26 protein-coding genes are annotated in these 24,893 nt (G+C 73.2%); 8 read left to right on the top strand and 18 right to left on the bottom strand.

Going from position 1 to position 24,893, the window contains the following annotated elements:
- Window positions 1-15: 15 nt before the first annotated feature.
- The 5 genes from pdxS to pgsA form a co-directional block, all read right to left on the bottom strand.
- Window positions 16-933, bottom strand: coding sequence for a pyridoxal 5'-phosphate synthase lyase subunit PdxS (gene pdxS / locus AB0K07_RS09620; RefSeq protein ID WP_363752571.1), 918 nt, complete (start codon window positions 931-933; stop codon window positions 16-18).
- Window positions 934-1,081: 148 nt separating this feature from the next.
- The gene (locus AB0K07_RS09615; protein ID WP_363752569.1) at window positions 1,082-1,585 is read right to left on the bottom strand and encodes a hypothetical protein; all 504 of its coding nucleotides are present in this window, start codon (window positions 1,583-1,585) and stop codon (window positions 1,082-1,084) included.
- An 82-nt stretch (window positions 1,586-1,667) separates the two neighbouring features.
- The gene (locus tag AB0K07_RS09610) at window positions 1,668-2,828 is read right to left on the bottom strand and encodes a glycosyltransferase family 4 protein (protein WP_363752567.1); all 1,161 of its coding nucleotides are present in this window, start codon (window positions 2,826-2,828) and stop codon (window positions 1,668-1,670) included.
- A gap of 57 nt (window positions 2,829-2,885) precedes the next feature.
- Entirely contained in the window at window positions 2,886-3,818 is a 933-nt protein-coding gene (locus tag AB0K07_RS09605) for a phosphatidylinositol mannoside acyltransferase (protein WP_363752565.1), read from the bottom strand.
- 52 nt (window positions 3,819-3,870) lie between these two features.
- Window positions 3,871-4,500, bottom strand: coding sequence for a phosphatidylinositol phosphate synthase (gene pgsA / locus AB0K07_RS09600; RefSeq protein WP_363752563.1), 630 nt, complete (start codon window positions 4,498-4,500; stop codon window positions 3,871-3,873).
- A gap of 250 nt (window positions 4,501-4,750) precedes the next feature.
- Here pgsA and AB0K07_RS09595 point away from each other — a divergent pair, with 250 nt between their 5' ends.
- Window positions 4,751-6,907, top strand: a complete 2,157-nt coding sequence (locus tag AB0K07_RS09595; RefSeq protein ID WP_363752560.1) for an elongation factor G-like protein EF-G2 — start codon at window positions 4,751-4,753, stop codon at window positions 6,905-6,907.
- Between the two features lie 36 nt (window positions 6,908-6,943).
- Here AB0K07_RS09595 and AB0K07_RS09590 read toward each other — a convergent pair whose 3' ends face one another.
- Entirely contained in the window at window positions 6,944-8,002 is a 1,059-nt protein-coding gene (locus AB0K07_RS09590; protein ID WP_363752557.1) for an aldo/keto reductase, read from the bottom strand.
- A 97-nt stretch (window positions 8,003-8,099) separates the two neighbouring features.
- Between AB0K07_RS09590 and AB0K07_RS09585 the strand changes: the two genes are divergently transcribed.
- Window positions 8,100-8,582, top strand: coding sequence for a hypothetical protein (locus tag AB0K07_RS09585; protein ID WP_363752554.1), 483 nt, complete (start codon window positions 8,100-8,102; stop codon window positions 8,580-8,582).
- A gap of 28 nt (window positions 8,583-8,610) precedes the next feature.
- On the opposite strand, the gene AB0K07_RS09580 is transcribed toward AB0K07_RS09585, so the two are convergent.
- The gene (locus AB0K07_RS09580; RefSeq protein ID WP_363752831.1) at window positions 8,611-9,123 is read right to left on the bottom strand and encodes an HIT domain-containing protein; all 513 of its coding nucleotides are present in this window, start codon (window positions 9,121-9,123) and stop codon (window positions 8,611-8,613) included.
- A 210-nt stretch (window positions 9,124-9,333) separates the two neighbouring features.
- Here AB0K07_RS09580 and AB0K07_RS09575 point away from each other — a divergent pair, with 210 nt between their 5' ends.
- Window positions 9,334-10,071 (top strand): D-Ala-D-Ala carboxypeptidase family metallohydrolase, encoded by a 738-nt coding sequence (locus AB0K07_RS09575; RefSeq protein WP_363752551.1) that lies wholly within the window; start codon window positions 9,334-9,336, stop codon window positions 10,069-10,071.
- A 122-nt stretch (window positions 10,072-10,193) separates the two neighbouring features.
- On the opposite strand, the gene thrS is transcribed toward AB0K07_RS09575, so the two are convergent.
- Entirely contained in the window at window positions 10,194-12,203 is a 2,010-nt protein-coding gene (thrS, locus tag AB0K07_RS09570; RefSeq protein WP_363752548.1) for a threonine--tRNA ligase, read from the bottom strand.
- 220 nt (window positions 12,204-12,423) lie between these two features.
- On the opposite strand from thrS, the gene AB0K07_RS09565 reads away from it, so the two are divergent.
- Window positions 12,424-13,440, top strand: coding sequence for a DUF1775 domain-containing protein (locus tag AB0K07_RS09565; protein ID WP_363752545.1), 1,017 nt, complete (start codon window positions 12,424-12,426; stop codon window positions 13,438-13,440).
- A 326-nt stretch (window positions 13,441-13,766) separates the two neighbouring features.
- Here the strand turns inward: AB0K07_RS09565 and AB0K07_RS09560 are convergent, their stop codons facing one another.
- Entirely contained in the window at window positions 13,767-14,687 is a 921-nt protein-coding gene (locus AB0K07_RS09560) for an ADP-ribosylglycohydrolase family protein (protein ID WP_363752542.1), read from the bottom strand.
- A 73-nt stretch (window positions 14,688-14,760) separates the two neighbouring features.
- On the opposite strand from AB0K07_RS09560, the gene AB0K07_RS09555 reads away from it, so the two are divergent.
- Both AB0K07_RS09555 and AB0K07_RS09550 read left to right on the top strand, forming a co-directional pair.
- Window positions 14,761-15,450 (top strand): response regulator transcription factor, encoded by a 690-nt coding sequence (locus AB0K07_RS09555; protein WP_074318485.1) that lies wholly within the window; start codon window positions 14,761-14,763, stop codon window positions 15,448-15,450.
- A 29-nt stretch (window positions 15,451-15,479) separates the two neighbouring features.
- Window positions 15,480-16,883 (top strand): HAMP domain-containing sensor histidine kinase, encoded by a 1,404-nt coding sequence (locus AB0K07_RS09550; protein ID WP_363752539.1) that lies wholly within the window; start codon window positions 15,480-15,482, stop codon window positions 16,881-16,883.
- 215 nt (window positions 16,884-17,098) lie between these two features.
- On the opposite strand, the gene AB0K07_RS09545 is transcribed toward AB0K07_RS09550, so the two are convergent.
- Entirely contained in the window at window positions 17,099-18,121 is a 1,023-nt protein-coding gene (locus AB0K07_RS09545; RefSeq protein WP_363752536.1) for an adenosine deaminase, read from the bottom strand.
- Window positions 18,118-18,912 (bottom strand): trans-aconitate 2-methyltransferase, encoded by a 795-nt coding sequence (locus AB0K07_RS09540; RefSeq protein WP_363752533.1) that lies wholly within the window; start codon window positions 18,910-18,912, stop codon window positions 18,118-18,120. Before AB0K07_RS09540 ends, AB0K07_RS09545 begins: the two co-directional genes overlap by 4 nt.
- Before the next feature lie 83 nt (window positions 18,913-18,995).
- Between AB0K07_RS09540 and AB0K07_RS09535 the strand changes: the two genes are divergently transcribed.
- Both AB0K07_RS09535 and AB0K07_RS09530 read left to right on the top strand, forming a co-directional pair.
- A complete protein-coding gene (locus AB0K07_RS09535; RefSeq protein WP_363752531.1) occupies window positions 18,996-19,979 on the top strand; it encodes an aldo/keto reductase in 984 nt (327 codons plus the stop codon).
- Between the two features lie 94 nt (window positions 19,980-20,073).
- A complete protein-coding gene (locus AB0K07_RS09530) occupies window positions 20,074-20,268 on the top strand; it encodes a hypothetical protein (RefSeq protein WP_363752528.1) in 195 nt (64 codons plus the stop codon).
- Window positions 20,269-20,403: 135 nt separating this feature from the next.
- On the opposite strand, the gene AB0K07_RS09525 is transcribed toward AB0K07_RS09530, so the two are convergent.
- The 7 genes from AB0K07_RS09525 to AB0K07_RS09495 form a co-directional block, all read right to left on the bottom strand.
- Window positions 20,404-20,607 carry a cold-shock protein gene (locus tag AB0K07_RS09525; RefSeq protein WP_007075740.1) on the bottom strand — a complete coding sequence of 68 codons (204 nt, stop codon included), beginning with the start codon at window positions 20,605-20,607 and terminating at the stop codon, window positions 20,404-20,406.
- Between the two features lie 289 nt (window positions 20,608-20,896).
- Window positions 20,897-21,169 (bottom strand): DUF4235 domain-containing protein, encoded by a 273-nt coding sequence (locus AB0K07_RS09520; protein WP_363752526.1) that lies wholly within the window; start codon window positions 21,167-21,169, stop codon window positions 20,897-20,899.
- Window positions 21,166-21,507: a DUF3618 domain-containing protein gene (locus AB0K07_RS09515; RefSeq protein WP_363752523.1), complete on the bottom strand. Its 342-nt coding sequence runs from the start codon at window positions 21,505-21,507 to the stop codon at window positions 21,166-21,168. The genes AB0K07_RS09520 and AB0K07_RS09515 overlap by 4 nt, the downstream gene beginning before the upstream one ends.
- Entirely contained in the window at window positions 21,504-21,938 is a 435-nt protein-coding gene (locus AB0K07_RS09510; RefSeq protein ID WP_363752520.1) for a phage holin family protein, read from the bottom strand. The genes AB0K07_RS09515 and AB0K07_RS09510 overlap by 4 nt, the downstream gene beginning before the upstream one ends.
- A gap of 328 nt (window positions 21,939-22,266) precedes the next feature.
- On the bottom strand, window positions 22,267-23,463 hold the full coding sequence (locus AB0K07_RS09505) for a mechanosensitive ion channel domain-containing protein (RefSeq protein ID WP_363752518.1): 1,197 nt from the start codon (window positions 23,461-23,463) through the stop codon (window positions 22,267-22,269).
- 82 nt (window positions 23,464-23,545) lie between these two features.
- Window positions 23,546-24,367, bottom strand: a complete 822-nt coding sequence (locus AB0K07_RS09500; RefSeq protein WP_363752515.1) for a DUF1206 domain-containing protein — start codon at window positions 24,365-24,367, stop codon at window positions 23,546-23,548.
- A gap of 59 nt (window positions 24,368-24,426) precedes the next feature.
- A complete protein-coding gene (locus AB0K07_RS09495) occupies window positions 24,427-24,792 on the bottom strand; it encodes a hypothetical protein (RefSeq protein WP_363752513.1) in 366 nt (121 codons plus the stop codon).
- Window positions 24,793-24,893: the final 101 nt, after the last annotated feature.

The following is a 24,893-nucleotide window of genomic DNA, read 5'->3' as shown; positions in this document are numbered from 1 at the left end:
GCTCACTCCTCGCGCTCACCAGCCGCGTTCGGCCAGGCGGTGCGGCTGCGGGATCTCGTCGACGTTGATGCCGACCATCGCCTCGCCGAGACCACGGGACACCTTGGCCAGCACGTCCGGGTCGTCGTGGAAGGTGGTGGCCTTGACGATCGCGGCGGCCCGCTGGGCCGGGTTGCCGGCCTTGAAGATGCCGGAGCCGACGAACACGCCCTCCGCGCCGAGCTGCATCATCATGGCGGCGTCGGCCGGGGTGGCGATCCCGCCGGCGGTGAACAGCACCACCGGCAGCTTGCCGCTCTCGGCGACCTCCTTGACCAGTTCGTACGGGGCTTGCAGCTCCTTGGCCGCGACGTACAGCTCGTCGGCCGGCAGCGAGCTCAGCCGGCGGATCTCCTGGCGGATCTTGCGCATGTGGGTGGTGGCGTTGGAGACGTCACCGGTGCCGGCCTCGCCCTTGGAACGGATCATGGCCGCGCCCTCGGTGATCCGGCGCAGCGCCTCGCCCAGGTTGGTCGCACCGCAGACGAACGGGACCGTGAAGGCCCACTTGTCGATGTGGTTGGCGTAGTCGGCCGGGGTGAGCACCTCGGACTCGTCGACGTAGTCCACACCCAGCGACTGGAGGATCTGCGCCTCCACGAAGTGGCCGATGCGGGCCTTGGCCATCACCGGGATGGAGACCGCCGCGATGATCCCGTCGATCATGTCAGGGTCGCTCATCCGGGACACCCCGCCCTGCGCGCGGATGTCGGCCGGCACCCGCTCCAGCGCCATCACCGCGACAGCGCCGGCGTCCTCAGCGATCTTGGCCTGCTCGGCGTTGACCACATCCATGATCACGCCACCCTTGAGCATCTCGGCCATGCCGCGCTTGACGCGGGCGGTGCCGACGACGGGGGTGGTACCGGCGTTCGGGGCGGTGGTTTCGGACACGGGTCATCGCTCCTTGGACGTGCTCTGGGGATGGCAGCGAAAATGCTACGTCGAGGCGAACGCCGCACCGACAGCCAATCAGACCCCCGGTGGCCTGCACTGTGGCCCTCGTCACCGGCCGGCGGGAAGGCCGGACGGCGGCGGGAGATCAGTTAGCGGGCACGTCCGCGGGGACCGCCAGGGTCGGGTCGTCGATGTCGAAGTACCGCGGCCACTCGCGGCCCCGCCCCATCCGCAACAACCGCACCAGTGGACGGCTGCGCGCCGACCGGGCGTCCCGGACGAGATCGGTGTGCACCTGCCGGGACAGCGCGAGCCGCCGACTGGCGGCGATGACCGCCGCGCAGTCCGGATCGGCCGGGTCCAGCTGCACCCCGCGCAGTTGGCGGGTCAGGTCGTTCTCCGCCGCCTCCCGCTCGTCCGGAGGGGCGTCCAGGGCGATCCGGGCCGCCGCGTACAGCTCGACGCCGAAGCGCCGCTCAGCCAGCACGGCCGCCGCCGCCGCCCGGCGCAGCAGGTGAGCGTCGAGGGCCCGCGCCGCCAGCTCCGCGCGGCCCTGCAGCCGTTCGACCCGGCCGGCGGTCCAGATGAGGTACGCCGCGACCAGCCCCACGACCAGGATCGCGGCCACCACCCACCACATGTGCGGCATCGTAGTGCTGCTCCGTTTCCGTCCGTCCGGGCACGGCCGCGCCGGTCACCCGGTCACCGCCCGCACCATGCGTCACACCGGCTCAGCCCAGCCCCACCCATTCCTGGTCGATGACCCGACCGTCGGTTGCCTCGATCGCCGCTGCGTATACCTCCAGAACACGGCGGGCAACCACCGGCCAGTCGAAATTCGCCACCACCTGATCGCCGCAGGCGCTCAGCTCGGCCCGACCGGCCGGGTCGTCCAGCAGGTCGGCCAGCGCGTCACGCAGCCCCGCCGGGTCGCCGGTGGGAAAGAGCCGCCCGGCCCGGCCCCCGTCGAGCACCCGCCGGAACGCGTCCAGGTCGCTCGCGACCACCGTGGTGCCGGCCGCCAGCGCCTCGGTGAGGATCATGCCGAACGACTCGCCGCCGGTGTTCGGCGCCACGTAGAGGTGCACGCTGCGCAGCATCCGCGCCTTGTCCTGCTCGGAGACCAGGCCGAGGAAGGTCACCCGCTCACGCAGCGCGGCCGGGAACCGGTCGTACAGGTCGTCGGGGTCGCCCGGGCCGGCGACCAGCAGCCGCAGGTCGGGGCGGGTGGCGGCCAGCTCGACGAAGGCGTCCCGCAGCACCGGGAACCCCTTGCGCGCCTCGGTGAACCGGCCCAGGAAGCCCAGCGTGCCGCCCGTACCCGGCGTGCACTCCCCCGGCCAGCCGGGCAACGGCTCGACATTGGCGAACTTGGCCACCGCGACCCCGTTGGGGATCTCCACCGCGCCGCCGTCCATGTGCTCGACCTGCACCTTGCGGGCCAGGGCACTGACCGCGATCCGGGCGGTGATCCGCTCCAGCACGATCTGGAGCACACCCTGCGCGGCGGCCAGCACCCGCGAACGGGTCATCGCGGTGTGGAAGGTGGCCACCACCGGGCCGCGCGCGGAGAGCACCGCCAGCAACGACAGGCTCAGCGTGAGCGGCTCGTGCACGTGCAGCACGTCGAAGTCGCCGTTGGTGATCCAGCGCCGGACCCGGGCGGTGGAGACCGGGCCGAACGCGATCCGGGCCACCGAGCCGTTGTACGGCAGCGGCACGGCCCGGCCGGCGGAGACCACGTACTCCGGCAGCGGAGAGTCCTCGTCAGCCGGGGCGAGCACGCTGACCTGGTGGCCGAGCGCGATCAACGCCTCGGCGAGGTCCATCACGTGGTTCTGCACGCCGCCCGGGACGTCGAACGAGTACGGGCACACGATGCCGATCCGCATGCGTCAGCGCCCCTCGTCCGAGACTGTGGGGCTCCGCCTCACCGTGCACCCACCCCCTCAGGCCTGACCGGCGGCCGGCGTGGGCAGCGCCGTGTCGCCGCCCGCCCCACGCTGGTCCAGCCACATCCGCTGCAACATGTGCCAGTCTTCCGGATGCCGGGCGATACCCGCCGCCAGACGGTCGGCGATCAGCTGGGTCAACGACCGGACCCGCTGGTCCAGGGGCCCTGTCTCGGGCCCGGGCACCGGCAGCGGGCCGGCGAGCGAGGCGCACGCCGCGTCCGGTTCGTACCACAGTGACGCCACGTAGAGCGGCGCGCCGGTGTGCAGCGCGAGCAGTGCCGGCCCGGCCGGCATCCGGGTCTTCCCACCGAAGAAGTCCACCTCGACCCCGCGGGCGGAGAGGTCCCGGTCGGCCAGCAGCGGCACCACCGCGCCGGCACGGACCCGGTCCAGCAGCACGTCGAACGCCGGTCGCGGCCCACCGTGGGTGGGCAGGATCTCCATGCCCAGACCTTCCCGGAAGGCCACGAACCGCTCGTAGACGCCCTCCGGCTTGAGCCGCTCCATGACCGTGGTGATCGGCCAGCCGGTGGCCGCCACCCAGGCGCCCGCGGCATCCCAGTTGCCGGCGTGCGGCAGCGCCACCACCGCGCCCCGGCCGGCGGCCACGTCGGCGGCGAGCAGCTCGGCGCCGTCGAGCCGGAAACCGGAGAGGATCTGCGCCCGGCTCAGCGCGGGCAGCCGGAACGCCTCCATCCAGTACCGGGCGTACGAGCGCAGTCCGCGCTTCACCAGCTCGTCCAGCTCGGCCTCGGGCAGGTCCGGGCCGACCACCCGGCGCAGGTTCGCGCGCAGTCGAGCCGTACCCCCGCCGCCGCGGCGGTGGGCGCGGTCCGCGCCCGCCTGGAACGCCGCGGCCACCAGCGGCCGGGGCAACGCGCGCAGCACCCGCCAGCCGGCGACGTAGCCCAGCTCGGTGAGGTTCACGCGGCCCGGCCGCCGGTCGTCCCGCGCCGGATCGCCGGGGCGCCGCCCGCGCTCACGCCTGGCCGTCCGGCTGGAGCTGTTGGGCCTGGCGGTAGACGTGCGCCATCCGCTGCCCCACCGTGAAGATCGACACCGCGGCGAGCAGCCAGAGCGCGATCTCCAGCGCCGGGTCGACGCCGACGCCGGTGAGGATCCCGCCGACCCCGACGATCAGCAGCCGCTCGGTGCGCTCGGCGATGCCCACGTTGCAGGTCATGCCGAGCCCCTCGGCGCGGGCCTTGACGTAGGAGACGAGCGCGCCAGCGGCCAGGCAGAGCAGCGCGGCGGCCACCCCGGAGTGGTCGTTCTGGGAGGCCAGCCAGTACGCGACCGCGCCGAAGACGGCGCTGTCCGCGACCCGGTCCATGCTCGAGTCGAGGAACGCGCCGAACCGGGTGGAGCCACCGCTCATCCGGGCCATCGTCCCGTCGAGCAGGTCGGTGAGCGCGAACACGGTCACGATCAACGCGCCCGCGACCAGATGGCCGCGGGCACCGAAGCCGAGCGCACCGACGAGCACACCGACGGTGCCCGTAACGGTGACGGCATTGGGGGTGACGCCCGCACGGAGGAGGGCGCGTGCGATCGGCTCGACGACGCGGGTCATCCCCGCGCGGGCCGACACTTGGAAGATCTTCGCCATGGCGGTCCCCACGATAACGGTCCGCCCAGCTCCGGCGATACCGCCGGCCCCACCGACCCGCCCGGGGCAGGCTTGTGCCTACCCGGCAACGGGTGTGAGATCGAGCCGGGAGGTGAGCCAGCTCACCCGCCCGCCCGTCCCGTTCCCGCTGTGCAGCAGACCACCGGAGGATATCGCCGCGCACTCGCCCCGGGCCGCTTCCCGTCGCGCGGCGGTCGCCACCAACCACCGGCTGAGGGAGGTGCGCCCCATGGCGCAGAAAAGTCAGGAGAAGGGTCCCGCCGGCGGCACGCCGGTGGTGACCGAACCCGACAGGGTTCGCAACGTGGTGCTCGTCGGGCACTCCGGCGCGGGCAAGACGACACTGGTCGAGGCGTTGCTCGCGGCCACCGGCACGATCGGTCGGGCCGGCAACGTCGTCGACGGCACCACTGTCAGCGACCATGACGCCGCGGCCGTCCGCCAGCAGCGCTCGGTGAGCCTGTCCTGTGCGCCCCTGCTGCACAACGGCATCAAGGTCAACCTCCTGGACACCCCCGGGTACGCCGACTTCGTCGGCGAACTGCGCGCCGGGCTGCGGGCCGCCGACGCCGCGCTCTTCGTCGTCTCCGCGGCGGGCGGGATGGACGCCGCCACCGTGGCGCTGTGGGAGGAGTGCGCGGCGGTCGACATGCCGCGCGCGGTCGCGGTGGCCCGGCTGGACCAGCCGCGCGCCGACTTCGACGAGGCGGTGGCGCTCTGCCAGCGGGTCTTCGGCGACAACGTGATGCCGCTGTACCTGCCGATGCTCGGTGACGACGGGGTCTCCACCGTCGGCCTGCTCGGTCTGATCACCCGCCGGGTCTTCGACTACACCGCCGGGCACCCCGCCGAGGTGCGCGAGCCGGACCCGGAGCACCTGCCGGCCATCGCCGAGTCCCGCAACGAGCTGATCGAGGGGGTCATCGCCGAGAGCGAGGACGAGACGCTGATGGACCGGTACCTCGAGGGCGAGGAGATCGGCACCGACGTGCTCATCGAGGACCTGGAGAAGGCGGTCGCCCGCGGTCACTTCTACCCGGTCGTGCCGGTCTGCGCGGAGACCGGGGTCGGGCTGGACGCGCTGCTGGAGGTGCTGACCGCCGCGTTCCCGTCGCCGCTGGAGCACGAGCTGCCGCCGGTCGCCGGCGTGGACGGCTCCCCGCGCCCGCCGCTGACCTGCGACCCGGCCGGTCCCCTGGTCGCCGAGGTGGTCAAGACGACCGTCGACCGGCACGTCGGGCGGGTCTCGCTGGTCCGGGTCTTCTCCGGCACGCTGCGCCCCGACCAGACCGTGCACGTCTCCGGGCACGGCATGGCCGAGCGGGGCCACCCCGACCACGACGCCGACGAGCGGGTCGGGCACATCTACACCCCGCTGGGCGCCACCCTGCGCGAGGTGACACTCTGCGTGGCCGGCGACATCTGCGCGATCACCAAGTCGGGCAGCGCGGAGACCGGCGACACCATCTCGGCCAAGGACGACCCGCTGCTGATCGCGCCGTGGGAGATGCCGGAGCCGCTGCTGCCGGTGGCGATCGTCGCCCGCAGCCGCGCCGACGAGGACGCTCTGGCCCGCAACCTGGCCCGGCTGGTCGCCGGCGACCCCACGCTGCGGCTGGAGCGCAACCCGGAGACCCACCAGCTGGTGCTCTGGTGCATGGGCGAGGCGCACGCGGACGTGGTGCTGGACCGGCTGCGCGCCGGCGGCGTGGAGTTGGACACCGAGCCGGTCCGGGTGTCGCTGCGCGAGACGCTGACCGTCCCCGCGAAGGGGCACGGCCGGCACGTCAAGCAGTCCGGTGGCCACGGCCAGTACGCGATCTGCGACATCGAGGTGGAGCCGCTGCCCCGAGGCAGCGGCTTCGAGTTCGTCGACCGGGTGGTCGGCGGCGCCGTGCCGCACAACTACATCCCGTCGGTGGAGAAGGGTGTCCGCGCCCAGCTGGAACGCGGCCTGGTCGCCGGCCACCCGGTGGTGGACCTGCGGGTGGCCCTCGTCGACGGTAAGGCGCACAGCGTCGACTCCTCCGACGCGGCCTTCCAGACCGCCGGGGCGCTGGCGCTGCGCGACGCCGCCGAACGCGGCCAGCCGGCGCTGCTGGAGCCGATCGACGAGGTGACCATCCGGGTGCCGGACGGCTCGGTGGGCGCGGTGATGGGCGACCTGTCCGGCCGGCGCGGTCGGGTGCTCGGCACCGAGCCGGACCCGGACGCCGAGGGCCGCACCCTGGTCCGCGCCGAGGTGCCGGCCACCGAGCTGCTGCGCTACGCCGTCGAGCTGCGCTCGATGACCGCCGGCACCGGCACCTTCCGCCGCCACTTCGTCCGCCACGACCCCATGCCCGCCCACCTGGCCGACCAGGCCCGCAAGGAACACACTCCCTGACCCCTCGGGCAGCAGACCCGAGCGGGAGGGGGTGCTTCAGGGGTGGGTGACGGGGTGGGCGGGGCGGGGCCAGTGGGGGCGGTCGGCGTCGCGCAGGGCGGCGGTGCGCAGGGCGGCCAGTTGGCGCTCCACCTCGGCGAACTGGTCCGGCGGCAGCGGGCCCCGGTGCAGGGCGCCGGCGTTCTCCTCGACCTGTACGACCGTACGGCAGCCCGGGATCGGGATGGTGCGCCCGCTGCGGGCCCAGATCCACCCCAGCGCGCCCTGCGCCAGGGTGCGCCCGTCGGCGGTGAGCGCGGCACGGACCGCGCCCACCCGGCGCAGCCACTCCGGCGCCGGCCGGCCGCCACGGAACCACTCCAGCCAGCCCGGGGTCAGCCCCCGCACGTCGTCGCGGGGCAGCGTGGAGGCGGCCGAGTACTTGCCGGTGAGCAGCCCCATCCCCAACGGCCCCCGGTTGACGCTGGCCAGGTCGTACTTGTCGCAGACGGCGAGCAGCTCGGGGGCGTCGCGCAGCACCGACAGGGTGTGCTGCACGGCGGTGGCGCCGGCGGCCGCGTGCCCGAACGCGGTCGCCCGGTCGGGGCGGTCGGTGCTCCACCCGTACGCCCGGATCAGGCCCTCGGTGACCAGGTCCTCGCAGGTGCCGATCAGCGCCTCGGCCCGAGGCACCGGCAGGTCGGCCAGGTGCAGCTGGTACAGGTCGATCCGGTCGGTGTCCAGCCGGCGCAGCGAGTCGGTGACCGCCCGCCGCAGGTACGCGGGCGACGCGTCCACGCCGGTCGCCTGGCGGCTCGCCTCGTCGAAGGTGTAGCCCCACTTGGTGGCGATCACGGCCTCGTCCCGGCGGCCGGCGAGCGCCCGCCCGAGCACCCGCTCACCGTGCCCGGCTCCGTAGGTGTCGGCGGTGTCGAACAGGGTCACGCCCAGGTCGAGCGCGCGGCGTACGGCGCGTACGGACTCGTCGTCGTCGACCGCGCCCCAGCCCAGCGGCTGGGTTCCCTCCGCCCAGGGGCCCCCAATCGCCCAGCACCCCATGCCGAGGGCGCTGACCTCGATGCCGCTGCGCCCCAACGTCCGTGTCGTGACTGCCATCGAACGATCGTGCCACCTCCATCGGTCGGCGCGTAGCGGTTCCCGGCCGGGCACGCCGCGGCGCGAACGGCCGGTGCGGTGCGGCATGATCGGGCGCATGCGACGGCTGGGTGTGGACATCGGCGGCGTGATCATCGAGCCGGCGGACGACGACGCCGACACGTCCTTCTTCGGCGCGCACTACCTGCGTACCCCCGCCGTCAACGGCGCGTTCGACGCGCTTGCGGCGCTCGGTCCGGCGTTCGACGAGGTGCACCTGGTCTCCAAGTGCGGCGAGGCCACCGAGCGCCGGACCCGGGAGTGGCTCGCCCACCACGACTTTCCGGCCCGCATCGGCATCCCGGTCGAGCGGGTGCACTTCTGCCGGACCCGGCCGGACAAGGCGCCGATCGCCCGGCGGCTCGGGCTGACCCACTTCGTGGACGACAAGCTGGAGGTGCTCGGCTACCTCGGCTCGGTGACGCACCGCTACCTGTTCCACCCCCGCCCGGCGGAGGTCGCCGCGCACGCCGCGCTGCTGCCCCTCGTACACCGGGTGGAGAGCTGGCCGGAGCTGGCCACCCTGCTGCGCGCCGGCTAGCCGGACCGGCGCGTGCCGGCGCGGCGGGTCAGGACGGCCAGGCCCGCGCGAGCAGGTCGCGGGTGTCGCCGAGCAGTTGCGGCAGCACCTTCGTGCGGCCGATCACCGGCATGAAGTTCGCGTCGCCGCCCCAGCGGGGCACCACGTGCTGGTGCAGGTGCGCGGCGATGCCGGCGCCGGCCACCCCGCCCTGGTTCATGCCCAGGTTGAAGCCGTGCGCGTTGCTCACCTTGCGGATCACCCGCATCGCGGCCTGGGTGAACGACGCCAGCTCGGTGGTCTCCGGCCCGTCGAGGTCGGTGTAGTCGGCGACGTGCCGGTACGGGCAGACCAGCAGGTGCCCCGGGTTGTACGGGTAGAGGTTGAGCACCACGAAGACGTGCTCGCCGCGGGCCACCACCAGGCTCTCCTCGGGCGGCAGCCCGGGAGCCCGGCAGAACGGGCACCCGCTGGGCTTCTCGTAGCCCTCGGCCGGGCGGTCCTCGCCGGAGATGTACGTCATCCGGTGCGGCGTCCAGAGCCGCTCCAGGCCGTCGGCCATCCCGCCGCTGTCCGTGTGCCGTTCCGCCCCAGTCACAGAGGCGATCCTACGGACCGTTCCGGACGTCGGCGACGCCTGCCACCCGGCGCCGAGGGCCGACCGGATTGTCGGCTGTTCAGGATCGCGTCGGATGGAAGTTGTTGACGAACGAAGGCCCAGCCCTGAAACTTCCATTCATTCATGTACTTCCATGAACCGATGGAGGGTTCTGTGATCCGACGAATCGGCACCTTTCTCGCGGCCATCGCGCTGACCGCCGTCAGCACCGTGCTCGGCGTCACCCTGACCGCCGGAGCCGCGCACGCGGACGGCTGCTACACCTGGGGACGCATGCTGTCCCAGGGGATGTCCGGCGAGGACGTGCGGCAACTCCAGGTCCGGGTCGCCGGCTACCCCGACTACGGCGCCGTGCTCACCATCGACGGCGCGTACGGCCCGGCCACCCGGTCCGCCGTGCTCCGCTTCCAGCAGGCGTACGGGCTGCCCGCGGACGGCATCGCCGGCCCGCAGACCTTCAACCGGATCTACGCCCTCCAGGACGACGACTGCACGCCGGTCAACTTCGACTACGCCGAGTTCAACGACTGCAACAGCGACTGGTCCGGCGGGGCGGTGTCGGCCAGCACCGCCCGGTTCAACGCCCGGGTCTCGATGTGGAAGCTCCAGGCCATGCGGCATGCTCTCGGCGACCAGCAGATCAGGGTGACCAGCGCGTTCCGCAGCTACGCCTGCAACAGCGCGGTCGGCGGGTCGTCGACCAGCCGGCACCTCTACGGGGACGCCACCGACCTCGGCGCCACCCCGCACTCACTGTGCCGCCTCGCACAGCAGGCCCGCAGCCACGGCTTCAACGAGATCCTCGGCCCCGGATACCCGGGCCACGACGACCACACCCACGTCGCGCACAAGTCCACCCGGACCTGGTCCGCCCCCACCTGCGGAATCTGACGCCGGGCGGCCCTGCCGCCCCGCCGTGACCGCGCTCGAACATGGACGTAGTGGCCTCCCCGACGCGAGGAGGCCACTACGTCCTGGATCGGGCGCGATCAGCACCGATCGCGGCCGGCACGCTACTCCGCGGCGGCGGAGGGGCCGACGTTCGTACGAGAGGTGACCACGTCGAGGACGTGCGGCACCGCCTCGGCGACCGGCACCCCGTTGCGCTGCGAGCCGTCGCGGTAGCGGAAGGAGACCGTGCCGGCGGCCACGTCGTCGTCGCCCGCGATCACCATGAACGGGATCTTCTGCTGCTGGGCGGTACGGATCTTCTTCTGCATCCGGTCGTCACCCGCGTCCACCTGCGCCCGGATCCCCTCCGCGCGCAGCGCCGCGACGAACCCGCGCAGGTAGTCGGTGTGGTCCTCGCGGATCGGGATGCCGACCACCTGGACCGGGGCCAGCCAGGCCGGGAACGCCCCCGCGTAGTGCTCGGTGAGCACCCCGAAGAACCGCTCGATCGAGCCGAACAGCGCCCGGTGGATCATCACCGGCCGCTGCCGGCTGCCGTCGGCGGCCTGGTACTCCAGGCCGAAGCGCTCCGGCTGGTTGAAGTCGACCTGGATCGTGGACATCTGCCAGGTCCGGCCGATCGCGTCCCGGGCCTGCACCGAGATCTTCGGCCCGTAGAACGCCGCGCCGCCCGGGTCGGGCACCAGCTCCAGGCCGGAGGTCGCGGCGGCGGTCCGCAGGGCCTCGGTCGCCTCCGCCCAGTCCTCGTCGTCGCCGATGAACTTCGGCGAGTCGTCGCGGGTGGACAGCTCCAGGTAGAAGTCGTCCAGGCCGTAGTCACGCAGCAGGTCCAGCACGAAGCTGAGCAGCGTGGACAGCTCGCCGGCCATCTGCTCGCGCGTGCAGTAGATGTGCGAGTCGTCCTGGGTCAGGCCGCGCACCCGGGTCAGGCCGTGCACCACGCCGGACTTCTCGTACCGGTAGACGGTGCCGAACTCGAACATCCGCAGCGGAAGTTCCCGGTACGACCGCCCACGCGACCTGAAGATCAGGTTGTGCATCGGGCAGTTCATGGCCTTGAGGTAGTAGTCCGCGCCCTCCAGCTGCATGGGCGGGAACATGGTGTCCGCGTAGTACGGCAGGTGCCCCGACGTCTGGAACAGCTGCGCCTTGGTGATGTGCGGGGTGTTGACGAACTCGTACCCCGCCTCCTCGTGCCGGCGCCGCGAGTAGTGCTCCATCTCCCGGCGGATGATGCCGCCCTTGGGGTGGAAGACCGCCAGACCGGAGCCGATCTCGTCGGGGAAGCTGAACAGGTCCAGGTCCGCGCCGAGCTTGCGGTGGTCGCGCCGGGCGGCCTCCTCCAGGAGCTTCAGGTACGCCTTCAGCTCGTCGCGGGTCGGCCACGCGGTGCCGTACACCCGCTGCAACTGGGGGTTCTTCTCCGACCCGCGCCAGTACGCGGCGGCGGAGCGCATCAGCTTGAACGCGCCGATCAGCCGGGTGTTCGGCAGGTGCGGGCCCCGGCACAGGTCCGACCAGCAGACCTTCTCCTCCTTGGCGTCGAGGTTGTCGTAGATGGTCAGCTCGCCGCCGCCGACCTCCATCACCTCGTCGGTGTCCAGGCCCTCGCCCTTGACGTCGATCAGCTCCAGCTTGAACGGCTCGTCGGCCAGCTCGGCGCGGGCCTCGTCGAGGCTGCCGAAGCGGCGCCGCCGGAACCGCTGCCCCGACTTGACGATCTCCTGCATCCGCTTCTCGAGCTTGCTGAGGTCGTCGGGCTGGAACGGCTTGTCGACGTCGAAGTCGTAGTAGAAGCCGTTCTCGATCGGCGGGCCGATGCCCAGCTTCGCCTCGGGGAAGATGTCCTGCACGGCCTGGGCGAGCACGTGCGCGGTGGAGTGGCGCAGCACGGTGAGCCCGTCGGGCGAGTCCAGGCTGACCGGCTCGACGACGGTCTCCTCGGCCGGCGACCAGTCCAGGTCGCGCAGCCGACCCTCGGGGTCGCGGACCACGACGATCGCCTTAGGGCCGTTCGCGGGCAGTCCGGCCGCGGCCACCGCGTCGGCCGCCGTCGTCCCGGCGGCGACGACGACAGGGTCGGCCACGGCGGGGGTACGGGGTGCGGACACGGTGACTCCTCCAAGCGGTACGAAACGGAAGCCGATCCTCGGCTCCTGCCGATGCTATCGGTCCACCCACCCCAGGCAGGGAAGGGCACCTTCCTAACGCCTCCGGTGGCGGAAGGGCGCGTTGTCGACGGTGACGTTGAACCTTTCGGCCCTCCGAGCCGAACTAGGAGGTGTGGCCGGAAACCGGTGCCGGTCGCGTCGACACGGATGGGGGCACGAGATGGCGAGCACGTACGGCGGTGGCCGCCGGCAGCGGATCGCGGCGGTGACCGCGCTGACCGCCGCCGGGCTGCTGCTCTGGCCCGGTACGGCGCACGCGGCGGACGTGACGACCACCCCGACCGAGGCCCGGCAGGGCGACGCGGTCCGGCTGGAGTTCACCGTGCCGGAGGAGCGGGCCGGCACGACGACCCGCCAGATCGAGGTTCGGTTGCCGGCCGACGCGCCGGTGGCCGAGGTGTACCCGATGTCGGTGACCGGATGGGCGCCCCGGATCAGTTCCCGCACCCTGGACCAGCCGGTGGCCGGCATCCACTCCTCCGGGGTCACCACGGTCACGACCGCGGTGACCTGGATCCGGGTCGGCGGAGGCGAACCGGGGCCCGCCCGGCTGGCCCTGTCCATGGGCCCCCTGCCGCAGGCCGAGCGGCTCACCTTCGAGGTCGTCCAGACGTACGCCGACGGCACGGTCGTCCGCTGGGCGGACGCCACCGGCACGCACCGGGCCCCGGTGCTCACCCTGCTGCCGCCCGCGCCCGGCGCGGCCGGCCCGGCCGGGCACGGCGGACACGGCGGACACGGCGCCCCGGCTGCCGGGACGGCGACCAATCCCGACGCCGGCGGCGACGCCGCGCCCGCGGACCGCGCCGACGGCGCCGACGAGGAGTCCGGCAGCGCCGACGCGATGCTGGCCGCCGGCCTGCTGGCCGGGCTGGGCGGCGGCGCGGCGATCGGCTGGCTGGTCAGCCGCTGGCGGCGCCGCGACCCGGCCGAGGACGCGGCGCTCGCCGAGGTGACCGGCGGAGACGACGACGCACCCGCGCCAGCCGATGCGGTGCCGGCGGCCCGCGGTGCCACGGCGGCGTCCCCCGAAGCGCCGTCCGCGGACGCGCAGCCCGCCAACGCGCAGCCCGCCAACGCGCAGCCCGCCAACGCGCAGCCCGCCGTCGCATCGCTCGCGGAGACGCCGCCCGCCGATGTGCAGACCGCGACCGCCACCCCGGTCCGCGCCGGCTGAGGCCGGCTCGCCGTCAGCCGGCCCACACCGTCAGGGCCGCCACTGTCCGCGGCCCGCATCGTCTCCGGACCACCCGGCAGCGCGGCCGGCGGTCGACGGCGGCCTCACCGGGGGCCGAGCACCACCCGAGCCGACAGCACCACGCGGCCTTTGCTCTGCTTCAACCCACGCAACGGTTCCGGGCCGTGAGTGTTGCGTCGGTTGAAGCAGAGCAAAGGCCGCAGAGGGGTACCAGGCCACGAAGAGCGCCACGCCACGCCACGAAGGGCACCACGCCGCGAAGAGCCGCCAGGCGGCAGTGGGCCCGGCCCGACACGGCGATGAGGTCAGGGCGCCCAGGGGGGCAGCGGCTCGCGGGCGGCCAGCCACGGCTCGGGTACGCCGCCGGGCGTGCCGACGCCGGTGTACGCCGCCACCACCGCCCCGGCGATGGCGGCGGTGGTGTCCACGTCCCCGCCGGCCTGCACGCAGATGCGGATCGCCTCCGGGTAGTCGTCGAGGTGGGTGGCGGCCACCCAGAGAGTGAAGCCGACGGTGTCCTGGGCGGTCACCCGCGAGCCGTTGCCGAGCGCCGCCACCACCCGGGACAGCGGCCGGCCGAGCAGCCCCGCCGCCCGGTTCACGCTGCGGTGCACCTCGGTGCCCGGATCGACCGCGGCGGCGATCCCGGCGAGCAGCCGCTCCGGGGCCGGGCGGTGCCCGTCGAGGCGGGCCCGGGCGGCCAGCGCGGCGGCGACCGCCACCGCGACCGCGCCGGCGACCCCCTCCGGGTGCGCATGGGTCACCTCGGCCGAGGCGCGGGCCTGGGCGGCGGCGCGGACGGTCGAGTCGGCGAAGTACGCGCCGAGCGGACCCACCCGCATGGCCGCGCCGTTGCCGCAGGAGCCCTGGCCGTCGAAGGCGGACGCGGCGGCCACCGGCCACGGCGTACCGGTGCGGATCAGCCGAAGGATCAGCATCGCGCCCGCGCCGTAGCCGCGGCGCGGATCGCAGCGCTCGGCGAACGCCAGAGCCAGCCGGTCCCGGTCGACGCCGCCGGACTCGGCCAGCCCGGCGAGGACGGAGCAGGCCATCTCGGTGTCGTCGGTCCACTCCCAGGGCTGCGGCGGCAGGATGCCCTCGGCGAGATCCGCTGGGCGTGCCCCGGGAGCGAAGTACCGCGCGCCGAGCGCGTCGCCGGTGGAGAGACCGGCGAGGCTGTCCCGGGCGAGCGCCAGGCGGGCATCGGCGAACAGAGTGAAGGACATCGTCGTACCAGCTTGCCCGCTCGTCAGGTACGCCGCAACGCGATCAACTTGCCAGGCCAAGTACGGTCTTGGGGTGGCCTCAGTGCTCCTGGTCGAAGACGATCACGTCGTACGCGGCGCGATGCTGCGGTCCCTCGCCGACCGGGGGCACGCCGTGCACGCCGTGGGCACGGCGCTGGACGCCCTGCGCCGGGTCGCGGCGGAGACACCCGACCTGGTGGTGCTGGACCTCGGCCTGCCCGACCTGGACGGCTCGGACGCGCTGCGGATGCTGCGCGGCATCACCGACATCCCGATCATCATCGCCACCGCCCGTGACGACGAGCAGTCGGTGGTGAAGCTGCTGCGTGCCGGCGCCGACGACTACATGGTCAAGCCGTTCACCGGCGCCCACCTGGACGCCCGGATCACCACCGTGCTGCGCCGGGCCGGCCGGGCAAGCCGGACGGTGCAGCCCGCGGTGCACACCGTCGGCGGGCTGCGGGTGGATGTCGGGGAGCGCAGCGCCCACCTCGACGGGGAGCCGCTGGCGCTGACCCGCAAGGAATTCGACCTGCTGGCGTATCTCGCCGCACGTCCCGGGCGGGTAGTGTCCCGCCGGGAGCTCTTGGAGGAGGTATGGCGGCAGCCATCGGTCGGCGAGGACCAGACCATCGACGTTCACCTGTACTGGCTTCGCCGAAAGATGGGCGAGTCCGCGGCGAAGCCGCGCTACCTGCGCACCGTGCGGGGGGTCGGGTTCCGGCTGGTGGCACCGGACTGAGGACTGCGCTGGCCCTGCTCACGGCCGGCATGTGCAGCCTCGTCGCGCTCGCCTTCCTGATCCCGCTCGGTCTGAGTCTGCGTGAGCAGACCCGGGAGGAGGCGATCGGCGACGCCGCCCGGCGTAGCGCGCTGGTGACCGGGGCGCTGGCGGTGAGCACCGAGCCGGCGGTGGTCGAGCGGGCGGTGGTGGCCAGCGGCGAGGGCGCGCCGGCCCGACCGGTGGTGCACGGGCTGGGTCTCGACGAGTCCGCCGGCCGCGCCAGCGGCGCCGACCTGGACCGGGCACGTGCCGACCGGCGCTCGCTGGTCGTCGACGTCGATGGTGGGGTGGTCCGGCTCGACCCGGTGGTTCTCGGTGACCGGACGGCCGTGGTCGAGGTGTTCGTACCGGATTCGACGCTGGGCGAGGGTGCCGGCGGCACCTGGCTGCTGCTGCTCGCGGTCGGCGCGGCGATGGCCGGCGCCGCGGTGCTGGTCGTCGACCGGGTTGCCGCCCGCGCGGTGGACTCGACCCGGGGGCTGGTCAAGGCCGCGCTCTCGATCGGCGACGGCGACCTGGGTGTACGCGTGGAGCCGACCGGCCCACGCGAACTGGCCGAGGCCGGGTACGCCTTCAACCGGATGGCCGACCGGCTGGACGCGGCCCGCACCGACGAGCGGGAACTGGTGGCCGACCTGTCGCACCGGCTGCGTACCCCGCTGACCGTGCTCCGGCTGGACGCGGAGGCGTTGGAGTCCGACGACACCAGCGTGGGCTCGTTCTCCGAGGCGGAGTTGGACCGGCGGCGTGGCATCCGGCGGATCCGTCAGGCGATCGTGACCCTGGAGGGTGAGATCGACGTGCTGATCAAGACCACCCGTAAGGCGGTGGCGCACGAGGCCGGGCCGGCGATGTGTGACGTCAGCGAGGTGGTCCGGGACCGGATGGTGTTCTGGGCGGCGCTGGCCGGCGACCAGAACCGGCCGCACCGGGTCATCGGCGCACAACTGCGCATCCCCGCACCGGTGCCGCGTGCCGAGTTGGCCGCCGCCCTGGACGCGGTGATCGGCAACGTCTTCCGCTACACGCCGCAGGGCACCGCGTTCGAGGTGGCCGTGTCCCGCCGCGACGGCTACGTGGCGATCCGGATCGACGACGCCGGCAACGGCATCGCCAACCCGGACCGCGCACTGCGCCGCGGCACCAGTGACCAGGGCTCGACCGGGCTCGGCCTGGACATCGCCAAGCGGGTGTCGTTGCAGGCCAACGGGTCGGTGAGCATCGACCGCGCCCGGCTGGGCGGAGCCAGCGTGGTGATGCTGCTCGCCGACCCGGAGGCGACGCCCCGGCAGGTCAGCCGGTTCGGCCTGGTCGGCCGGATGGCGCGGGACGCCCGGGAGCAGAAGGCCACCGCCCGCCGCTGGCCCCGCCAACGCCCCACCGACGGCTGACCGGCCCGGGGCTGTGCGGCGGCGCAAGTCTTCCTTAGATCGCGGTTAACGGCGGCGGCGAGGCGGCCACGGGCTGTCAGGATCAGAGCACGAACCCACCAGTTCCACCGGCCAGCGCACCGCGTACCCACGTGCCGGTGGAGCCGCGCGCGCGGCGGGAGTCCAGGTCCCCCCACACCCACGCTCCCGCCGCGCGCCCTGCTCCCCCGAACGGCTCAGCCGGCGGCGGCGAGGTACGTGTCGATCTCCGCGGTCAGCCGCTGCTTGCCGGCCGCGTCGAGGAAGGACGCGGTCACCCCGTTGCGGGCCAGCCCGGCCAGCCCCTCCGGGCCCACCCCGAGCAGCCGGGCCGCCACCGCGTACTCGTCGTTGAGGGTGGTGCCGAACATCGGCGGGTCGTCGGAGTTGATGGTGACCAGCAGCCCGGCCTCGACCAGCCGGGGCAGCGGGTGCGCGTCGAGGTTCGCCACCGCCCGGGTCCGCACGTTGGACGTGGGGCAGATCTCCATCCCGATCTGCCGCTCGGCCAGGTACGTGAGCAGCTCCGGGTCCTGCGCGGCGGAGATGCCGTGCCCGATCCGCTCGGCGCCCAGCTCGTTCAGCGCGTCCCAGATCGTCTGCGGGCCGGTGGTCTCCCCCGCGTGCGGCACCGACCGCAGCCCGGCCGCCCGGGCCTGGTCGAAGTAGGGGCGGAACTGCGGCCGGGGTACGCCGATCTCCGGGCCGCCCAGGCCGAAGCTGATCAGGCCGTCGGGCCGCTCGTCCAGCGCGATGCGCAGCGTCTCCTCGGCGGCCGGCAGGCCCGCCTCGCCCGGGATGTCGAAGCACCAGCGCAGGTCGAGGCCGAAGTCGACCGACGCGCGTTTGCGGGCGTCCTCGATCGCCTCGCAGAACGCGGGAGCGGGGATGCCCCGGCGCACGTGTGAGTACGGCGTGATGGTCAGCTCCGCGTACCGGACCTGCTGGCGGGCCAGCTCCCGGGCCACCTCGTGGGTGAGGATCCAGACGTCCTCGGGGTCGCGGATGAGGTCCACCACGCTCAGGTAGACCTCGATGAAGTGCGCGAAGTCGCGGAACTCGAAGTAGTCGGCGAGCGCCGCCGGGTCGGCCGGCACCGGGGTGCGCGCCTCGTGGCGGGCGGCCAGTTCGGCGACGATGCGGGGCGAGGCGGAGCCGACGTGGTGCACGTGCAGCTCCACCTTGGGCAGTCCGGCGATGAAGGTGGACAGGTCGGTCACAGGTTCTCCTCGGCACGGTCGCCGGTGCGGGCGACGACGAAGACGCGGCGGAACGGGAAGTACACCTGACCCTGCCGCACCGGGTACGCGGCGGCGAGTCGTACCCCCAGCTCGGCCCGGAAGGCGGACCAGCCGGCGGCGTCCAGGGCCGCCCGGACCGGGCGCAGCGCGGTGCCCTCCATCCAGGCCAGCACCGGGTGGTCGGCGGCGGGCCGGACCGGCAGCAGGTGCACGTAGGTAGTCTCCCAGGCGTCCACCGCGCAGCCGGCACCGGTCAGCAGCTCGGCGTAGTCGGCCGGGTCGTCGACGGGGTCGGCGCGCAGCAGCGGGGCCAGCTCGGCCCGCCAGCGCGGCCGGTCGGCGACCTCGCGCAGCGCCCGGTGCGAGGGGGCGGCGAAGTTGCCGGGGACCTGCATGGCGAGCCACGCGCCGGCGGGCAGCTCGCCGGCCCAGCGGCGCAGCAGCTCCTGGTGGCCCGGGACCCACTGGAGCGCCGCGTTGGTGACCACCACGTCCTCGTCGCCGGTCGGCCGCCAGTCACGCAGGTCGGCGACCGCGAAGTCGACCGGGGCGTCCAGGGCGGCGGCCCGGTCGATCATCTCCGGCGAGGAGTCGAGGCCGAGCACCCGGCTCGCGGGCCAGCGCTCGGCGAGGGTGGCGGTGAGCTGGCCGGGGCCGCAGCCGAGGTCGACCACCGTGCGGGGCCGTTCGGCCGGGATCCGGGCGACCATGTCGTGGAACGGCCGGGACCGCTCGTCGCCGTAGCGCAGGTACGTCGTCGGATCCCACATCGCCGCCTCCCAAACCGTACGTCCGTCTTGTTTACGATACGGCTCGTCTGGCAGGCCGGCAACCCGATCACTAGGCTCGGGCCATGGAACAGCGCAGCTTCAACCGGCTCGGCCGGACCGTCGGGATGGTCGGCCTGGGCGCCTGGCAGCTCGGCGCGGACTGGGGCACCGTCAGCGAGGACGACGCGATGGCCGTGTTGGCCGCCGCCGTGGACGCCGGGGTCACCTTCCTGGACACCGCAGACGTGTACGGCGACGGCCGCAGCGAGCACTTGATCGGCCGCTTCCTGCGCTCCCGGCCCGACGCCGGGCTGACCGTCGCCACCAAGATGGGTCGCCGGGTCGAGCAGCGGCCCGAGGCGTACACCCTGGCCAACTTCCGGCAGTGGACCGACCGGTCCCGGGCCAACCTGGGGATGGACACCCTGGACCTGGTCCAGCTGCACTGCCCGCCCACGGCCGTCTTCTCCTCGGACGAGGTCTTCGACGCCCTGGACACCCTGGTCGCCGAGAAGGCCATCGCCGGGTACGGGGTCAGCGTGGAGACCTGCGACCAGGCGCTCACCGCGATCGCCCGGCCCGGGGTTGCCAGCGTCCAGATCATCCTGAACGCGGTGCGGCACAAGCCGCTGGAGCAGGTGCTGCCGGCCGCCGCGGCCGCCGGGGTCGGCGTCATCGCCCGGGTGCCGCTGGCCAGCGGTCTGCTCTCCGGCCGGTACGACGAGCACACCGAGTTCCCGGCCGACGACCACCGCAACTACAACCGGCACGGCGAGGCGTTCGACGTCGGCGAGACGTTCTCCGGCGTCGACTTCGAGCGGGGGCTGGCCGCCGTACGCCGGCTGGCGCCGCTGGTCGACGCGGACCGCACGATGGCGCAGTTCGCGCTGCGGTGGGTGCTGGACCAGCCGGGCGTCACCGTCGTCATCCCCGGCGCCCGCGACGCGGACCAGGCCCGGCGCAACGCGGCGGCGGCCGACCTGTCGCCGCTCTCGGCGGAGCAGTTGGCCGGCGTACGCGAGGTCTACGACGAGCTGATCCGCCCGCAGGTGCACGACCGGTGGTGACCCGGGCACCCTCGGTGTTCGCACCGTCTCGCCCGGCCCGCCGGGCGAGCGGTGCGGGGCGGTGCGCGGCCCGATCGGGCGGAGAGGGGACGCGATGAGAGGCTGGCTTTCGCTCACCCTCGGCCTGCTGGCGGTCGTGATCGGTGCGGTGTGGACGGTGCAGGGCCTGGGCTACGTCAGCGGCAGCGTGATGACCGACGAGCCGGTCTGGGCCGTGCTCGGCCCGGTCGTTGCCCTGGCCGGGCTCGTGCTGCTCTGGCTCGGCCTGCGTTCCCGCCGTCGCCGTTGACCCGGCGGCTCGCCGGTCTCCACAGTGGCGCCGGCGCGACCGGCACGTGGAAAGCCCCGCATCCCGGAGGGATACGGGGCTTCAACGACCCCTGGCCGGATCGTCCCACTGGCCGGCGGGGGCCGGCCACACTACTCAGATGGGACGGACCTGCTCAGCCTGCGGGCCCTTCTGACCCTGAGCGATCTCGAACTCCACCCGCTGGTTCTCCTCCAGCGTGCGGTAGCCGCTGGTCTGGATGGCCGAGAAGTGGACGAACACGTCAGCACCCCCGCCGTCGACGGTGATGAAGCCGAAGCCCTTGTCAGCGTTGAACCACTTCACGGTTCCCTGCGCCATGTGTATCTCCTTCTAAAACTGGCGGCCGTGCACGCCGTGCGGCCGATTGGCCGTTTTCGAGCCAGCGGCGTCTGAGGCGGCCCCACGAAGGAGACTTCTCTCAACCCACGCCATCTCGCAACAGCGTGGAACAGCAAATCACGTACGCAAAAACTCTGCACGACCTCTCCGACGAATTTCTCCGACATGTGACCTGACGGATGCCCGAGATCCGCTGGGCGGCGTGCGACGCCATGCGAAAGGCCCCCCACCCGTCGATACGGGAAGGGGGCCGATGCCAATGCGCGGGTCAGTCCGGCCACTGGCCGGTCATCCGGCGGACGCCGACCGCGCCGCCCCGGTCCACGGCGGCCCGGACCACCGCGAAGATGGCCCCCTGCAACGCCGCGGCGGCCAGGATCTCGCCCCAGCCGCGCTCCTCGTCGGTGGCGCTGGGCGCGTCGCCGTCGCCCGCGGTGACCTTCCAGACCTGCCGGAAGATCGCGCCGGCCACCGCACCGGCGGCGACACCCAACAGCACACCCACCGGCCGGTACGCGACCCTGCTGATGCCCTTGCTCACCTACGCCTCCCCCGCACGATCATCAGCACCACCACGGTGGCCACCGCACCGGCGGCGATGGCCGCCCACGGCACCGGGTTGTGTCGAACCAGCTCGCCCTTCTCGTGCGCCTGCACTCGCGCCACCTCGGCGCGGCGCATCGCCTGCCCGCGAACCCGGGCCACGGTCTGCGCCGCCTGCTCGCGCATCCGCTCCCGCGCCTGCCCGGCGGACTCCTTCAGTCGCGCCTTGACGTCCGCCTTGGCGGCCAGCGCCTCCATCGTCTCGCCCAACTCGACCCGGGTACGACGGATCTCCTCGCGGAGAGCCTCCGTGTCGCCCGTCCCGTTGCCCGTCATGCCCGTCCCCTGTCCTTCACGGCGGCGGTGACGGTGTCCACGTCAGCGCGCAGGCTGCGGACCGTCGCCTCCGGAACCGGCGGGACCGCACGGCTGACCTGCTTCTTGCCGACCAGGGCGAGGATGCCAGCCAGCAGGAACAGGACCACCGCCACGATCAGCGCGGCGGCCCAGGCGGGCAGCACCAGGTCGAGCAGCAGGATCGCCGTGGCGACCAGGGCGCCCAGACCGAAGAACGCGAGCGCGCCGCCGCCGCCGAACAGACCGATCCCGATGCCGGCGTGCTTGCCCTTCTCGGTCAACTCCGCCCGGGCCAGCGCCAGTTCGTCCCGCACCAGACGGGAGACCTGCTCGGTGGCCCGCTGCACCAACTCGGCGGTGGAGGGCTCGCTCCCGTTGTGGGATGTGCGGGCGTTCGCCACGTCAGCCATGCTGTCCTCCTTTCCTCATCACCGCGCTGTATGCCCGAAGTCGCCGCCCGTCAATCCTCAACGAACGTCGACCCGGTCGCCGTTCCCGTTGTCCGGTTCCGCGCCCCCGGCACGGCGTCCGGCCGCCCCGTTCACGGTAGAGACGTCCGGCAGCACGTCCCCCGCCTAAGCCCGGTCAAACCTCCCGGAACGCACCGGACCGCACTCCCCCGCCCCACGCCCAGGCTCCACCCTCACCCCCGTCGATCATGGAGTTAGCGACACGACACGCCGTCGCAGCCGTCGCCAACCTCATGATCAACGGGGGAAAGTCGGGAAGTCGGGCGGGTTAGGGGCGGGGGGCTGGGGTTTCTTCGGGGCCCACGAAGGCTTCGCTGCGGGCGTCGCCGTCGTCGCTGCCGCCGAAGACGCGGGCGTCGTCCGGCACGTCGGTCTCCGTCGTCCGGCGCGCCGGCCGCCTCGGCTGCACCCACTGCCAGGGCAGGTTGCTGCCGGAGTCGCCCAGCTCGGTGCGCAGCCGGGGCATCGCGGTGGGGCGGTTGTCCCGGATCCAGGCCACCAGGTGCTCGCGGACCAGGCAGCGCAGGTCCCACAGGCTGCCGGCGTCGGCGGCGCTGACCAGCGCGCGCACCCGCACCGTCCCACCCGTGGCGTCGGTCACCTGGAGTACGCAGACCCTGCCGTCCCACAGCTCGGTGCCCTCCACCAGGCGGCGCAGCTCCTCCCGCATGGTCTGCACCGGCACCGCCCAGTCCACGTCGAACTCGGCCGTGCCGAGCACCGCCGCCTCGGTCCGGGTCCAGTTCTGGAACGGCTTGCTGGTGAAGTACGAGGTGGGCAGGATCAGCCGTCGGTCGTCCCAGATCTGCACCACCACGTAGCTGAGGGTCAGTTCCTCGATCCGGCCCCACTCCCCCTCGACGACCACCACGTCGTCGAGGCGCACCGCGTCGCTGAAGGCGAGCTGGAGACCGGCGAACACGTTGCCGAGCAGGCTCTGCGCGGCCAGCGCGGCGACGACACCGACCAAACCGGCGGAGGTCAGCACGCCGGCGCCGATTCCGCGCACGCTCGGGAACGTCATCAGCATGACGCCGACGGCCAGGATCACGATCACCGCGATGGTCAGCCGGCGCAGCATCACCACCTGGGTCCGTACGCGCCGGGCGTGGCGGTTGTCCGGCACGTCGACGCGGAACCGGGCCAGCGCGGTGTCCTCCACGACGATCAGCAGCGCGGCCACCAGCCAGGCGACGCTGGCGATGACGCCGAGGATGAGCAGGTGCAGCAGCATCCGCCGCCAGGGTTCGCCAACCGCGTACCCGGTGCTGAACCGGGCGCCGAACTGCACGGCGAGGACCGTCGCGGTGACCTGGAACGGCCGGTGCGCATGTTCGGTCAGCTCGGTCATCAGCAGCGACCGGCGGCCGAGCCGCCGGGTGATCCGGTGGATGACCTCAACCAGGAAAAGGGCGACCGCCGCCGCGACGAGCGCGACGACGGCCGTTCCGAGGTAACTCTGCACGCGGGTGGTACTCCCCTCCGGCCGGGCGACAATGCTTCGGGCAAAAGCCCAATAATGCCCGACGAATCTGGAATCAGCCAGCTCAGACCTTGCGGTACCGGGACTGGAGGAAGCAGAAGAGGCCGAAGGCGGCGATGCCGAGGGCGACCAGGGTGAGCAGCACGCCGCCGTAGGACTGCTCGCGCAGCGTGCGCAGCGCCGCGTCCAGACCGCGGGCCTTCTCCGGGTCGTAGTTCACCGCCGCCACGATGATCAGCAGGCCGGCGATGCCGTACGCGATGCCCTTGGCGACGTACCCGGCGATGCCCAGCCGGCGCGCCAGCTTGCGGGTGCCGGGGCTCATCTCACCGGTCTTGAGGTGCTTCTCGAACCGCTTGACGAGGCCGTAGATCACCAGACCCACGCCGATCGCGGCGAGCAGCAGCCCGGCCAGACCGACCAGCCAGCGACCACCGCTGGAGGTCATCAGCTTGCCGGTCAACGCCTCCTGCTGGTCGGCGCTGTTCGACCCGGCGTCCTTGAAGACCTTGAACGCGGTCCAGGCGAAGTAGAGGTAGACGATGGTCCGGCCGGCCGAGGCGAGCCGCTCCACGACCCGCTCCCTGCCCCGCTCGGCGCGGTGCCCCACCGCCGCCTCCAGCGCCTGCCAGATGGCCATCGCGAGCAGGCCCACCGCGGTGGCGATGACCAGGACCTTGCCCAGCGGCTGCGCGGCGAGGGTCCGCAGGGCGCCGGACTGGTCGCCGTCGTCGGACGACGTCCCGAACGCGATCTGCAACGCCAGCCAGGCGAAGAGAAGGTGCACGATGCCGTAGCCGATGAAGCCGGCCCGGGCGAGGAGTTCCAGCCACCGGCTGTCCGCCGTACGGGAGGCGGTGGCTTCGGCGCTACGGGTGAGTGACATGGCGCCACAATCTCCGTTTGCGGAGATCCCCAAACGTCGGCCACCGCCTCCCGCCCTGGTCAGTTGCCCGGGTTGCGTGAAACGCGAATCTTGACCTGCTGGTCGGTGACGCTGTCCAGGGTGACCGCGAAGCCCCCGGCCTCGGTGGCCTGCTGGCCGGTGGTGAGCGTGAGCTGCTCGCCGGCGACCTCGACGGTCACCTGGTCGCCCTCTGCGCCGACCAGCTTGGCCTCGACGCCCAGGATGGTGGCGCTCGCGTCGACACCCCGCTCGAAGGTGACCGTGCAGGCGCCCAGCCCACAGTCGGTGGAGGCGCCCTGCGAACTGCAGCCGGCGAGCACGGCGAGGCCGAGCGCCAGACCGGCGAACAGGCCGGCGGCGCGGCGGACGGGGGTCAGCGGAATGGTGGCGGGTCGTTTCGTCACCTCGCCAAGGGTACGAGACGACCGCGAGAACGCCGCCGACCGGCGATCATCGGGACGGCCACCCGGGGGCGAGCGGGCCCGGCCCGGGCACCGGCTAGGGT

The sequence above is a fragment of the Micromonospora sp. NPDC049301 genome (genome assembly GCF_040678715.1).
Classification (GTDB): Bacteria; Actinomycetota; Actinomycetes; order Mycobacteriales; family Micromonosporaceae; genus Micromonospora.
This window is presented reverse-complemented; position numbering and strand designations above follow the sequence as displayed.

Bases quoted from the DNA above. Each gene is read 5' to 3' on its own strand.
- AB0K07_RS09615 (WP_363752569.1), bottom strand. From the start codon at position 1,585: ATGCCGCACATGTGGTGGGTGGTGGCCGCGATCCTGGTCGTGGGGCTG.
- AB0K07_RS09610 (WP_363752567.1), bottom strand. From the start codon at position 2,828: ATGCGGATCGGCATCGTGTGCCCGTACTCGTTCGACGTCCCGGGCGGC.
- pgsA (WP_363752563.1), bottom strand. From the start codon at position 4,500: ATGGCGAAGATCTTCCAAGTGTCGGCCCGCGCGGGGATGACCCGCGTC.
- AB0K07_RS09595 (WP_363752560.1), top strand. From the start codon at position 4,751: ATGGCGCAGAAAAGTCAGGAGAAGGGTCCCGCCGGCGGCACGCCGGTG.
- AB0K07_RS09590 (WP_363752557.1), bottom strand. From the start codon at position 8,002: ATGGCAGTCACGACACGGACGTTGGGGCGCAGCGGCATCGAGGTCAGC.
- AB0K07_RS09585 (WP_363752554.1), top strand. From the start codon at position 8,100: ATGCGACGGCTGGGTGTGGACATCGGCGGCGTGATCATCGAGCCGGCG.
- AB0K07_RS09580 (WP_363752831.1), bottom strand. From the start codon at position 9,123: ATGGCCGACGGCCTGGAGCGGCTCTGGACGCCGCACCGGATGACGTAC.
- AB0K07_RS09565 (WP_363752545.1), top strand. From the start codon at position 12,424: ATGGCGAGCACGTACGGCGGTGGCCGCCGGCAGCGGATCGCGGCGGTG.
- AB0K07_RS09560 (WP_363752542.1), bottom strand. From the start codon at position 14,687: ATGTCCTTCACTCTGTTCGCCGATGCCCGCCTGGCGCTCGCCCGGGAC.
- AB0K07_RS09550 (WP_363752539.1), top strand. From the start codon at position 15,480: ATGTGCAGCCTCGTCGCGCTCGCCTTCCTGATCCCGCTCGGTCTGAGT.
- AB0K07_RS09540 (WP_363752533.1), bottom strand. From the start codon at position 18,912: ATGTGGGATCCGACGACGTACCTGCGCTACGGCGACGAGCGGTCCCGG.
- AB0K07_RS09535 (WP_363752531.1), top strand. From the start codon at position 18,996: ATGGAACAGCGCAGCTTCAACCGGCTCGGCCGGACCGTCGGGATGGTC.
- AB0K07_RS09530 (WP_363752528.1), top strand. From the start codon at position 20,074: ATGAGAGGCTGGCTTTCGCTCACCCTCGGCCTGCTGGCGGTCGTGATC.
- AB0K07_RS09525 (WP_007075740.1), bottom strand. From the start codon at position 20,607: ATGGCGCAGGGAACCGTGAAGTGGTTCAACGCTGACAAGGGCTTCGGC.
- AB0K07_RS09515 (WP_363752523.1), bottom strand. From the start codon at position 21,507: ATGACGGGCAACGGGACGGGCGACACGGAGGCTCTCCGCGAGGAGATC.
- AB0K07_RS09510 (WP_363752520.1), bottom strand. From the start codon at position 21,938: ATGGCTGACGTGGCGAACGCCCGCACATCCCACAACGGGAGCGAGCCC.
- AB0K07_RS09500 (WP_363752515.1), bottom strand. From the start codon at position 24,367: ATGTCACTCACCCGTAGCGCCGAAGCCACCGCCTCCCGTACGGCGGAC.